The organism is Hominimerdicola alba 8, assembly GCF_000178155.2.
GTDB lineage: Bacteria > Bacillota > Clostridia > Oscillospirales > Ruminococcaceae > Hominimerdicola > Hominimerdicola alba_C.
The window spans coordinates 1-1503 of record NZ_ADKM02000029.1 but is presented as its reverse complement, the minus strand read 5'-3'; the positions used below and the strand labels follow the sequence as shown (position 1 = coordinate 1503).

At 48.3% G+C, this 1503-nt stretch carries 2 protein-coding genes and 1 pseudogene; all 3 read right to left on the bottom strand.

From position 1 onward, the window contains the following. Nucleotides 1-4: 4 nt before the first annotated feature. Complete coding sequence (locus CUS_RS02440; protein WP_002847338.1) at nt 5-211, bottom strand: hypothetical protein; 207 nt, start codon at nt 209-211, stop codon at nt 5-7. Between the two features lie 253 nt (nt 212-464). Continuing rightward, nucleotides 465-599: a hypothetical protein gene (locus CUS_RS20605; RefSeq protein ID WP_002847340.1), complete on the bottom strand. Its 135-nt coding sequence runs from the start codon at nt 597-599 to the stop codon at nt 465-467. Further along, nucleotides 596-1503, bottom strand: a pseudogene (locus CUS_RS02435) (relaxase/mobilization nuclease domain-containing protein); the annotation flags it as partial. The pseudogene CUS_RS02435 and the gene CUS_RS20605, both read right to left, overlap by 4 nt.

Genomic DNA, 1503 nt, shown 5'->3' with positions numbered 1-1503 from the left:
ATTATCACTCATCTGAACATTCTGCTAATCCGTGCAGGAGTTGGATATATACACACTCCGCACGTTCATGCTCCTCTCCGTCGGTTGACATCATGAGTTCAAGGAAATACGCCTTTGCCTGTTCGTAGTCTGTCCAGACTTCACACCTGCCGTTGTACACAGTCGTGACCTTGCGTGACCTCGGCATCGCCAACTCGGAAATTTTCAACATAACAGCACCTCCGAAAATGTATTGTAGCTATATTATAGCCTATCCCGTTTTCAGAGTCCAGCTCTGCGAACTATTTGTAATAATTCTTGTACAAGGCGCAGCAATCACAGAAAAATCCTCGGTGAAATATGCTGTATATCGTAAAACGCTCTCTAAACGCTCAGGGAGCGTTTTACTGTTTCGGGGTATCAGTTTTCCCATAACCGTCACGGACAGCTCTGAGGTGCTTCTCCGTTCGCCAGAGAGCCTATCGTCATTCAAGGTCATTCCGTTTCTTTCTTTTCTGCTGATCTCGGCTCTGCTCCTGCCGCAGATACTCCTCGATCGTCCGCTGTGCATCGGCAAGCTCACGGGCTTTCTTGTCTGCCTGATTATACTCTGTATTCATTGCCGACAGCTTCTTACGGAGTGCCGTGATACTCTTTTCCAGCTTTTCCCGGTCGGGATATGTCCTGACGGATAAAGTTCAAAAACCTGTGTACGCACTTTTCCGTACTCAGCAAGCTCGGCACTATAATCCTTGCGATACTTCTTTTCGGCTCGTCCGCTGAGAGCTTTCAGCTCCTCGCCGTAGTGCTTCACATCCCGATATTTCTTCAGGACTTTCAGCTTGACTTCCAGATCTTCGATCTCTGTTTTCAAGTTGTTCAGCTCAGACACCAAGCGACGGCTGTGAGCATAAGCGGAGATCGCAGCATTGCGAATCTCCTCCGGCTCGACTCCGTATTCTGCGATAATGTTCTTTGCGATACTCGCAACCTTCATATTTCCTCGGTCAATAGCGTCCTGCACAAACTTGTTCTGCGATTTCACAACTCGCTCTCTTATCTTCGTCCTCGGCACATAAACGATACCGCCCCGAAACTGTGCGATGCGTCCTTTGATCGTTTCAGTCTCGTAAAACCAACCAAGCGTCCGGCTACGGGTGAACTTCGCTCTCGGATTGCGTTCTTTCTGCTCCGCAAGCATAAATTTCAGGTCAATCTTGTGGTCGGGATTGTACTCAACAAGCACTCCGAAATCTGCACATTTTGCAAGGAAGTCCTCAAAGTTTTCGCTCTCCTTGATTACCTGATCTATCGTGAATTTCAGTTTTGCTTTCCACGATAATCCCTGCCGTGACATATCCCATTCCCAATGGCTCTTACCCTTGCCCATTTCGGGATGTTCGATCACGGATAAATGATGCTGTCGGCATACCTCGTCCGTGATATTCATGAGCTTCTGGAATGAGCGATCCTGCTTTGTGGTGCGGCGGTTCTCATGGGTTTCAAAAGTCCTGCCGTCGATGC

Coding starts and splice junctions, on each gene's coding strand:
- CUS_RS02440 (WP_002847338.1), bottom strand. CDS start 211: ATGTTGAAAATTTCCGAGTTGGCGATGCCGAGGTCACGCAAGGTCACG.
- CUS_RS20605 (WP_002847340.1), bottom strand. CDS start 599: ATGAATACAGAGTATAATCAGGCAGACAAGAAAGCCCGTGAGCTTGCC.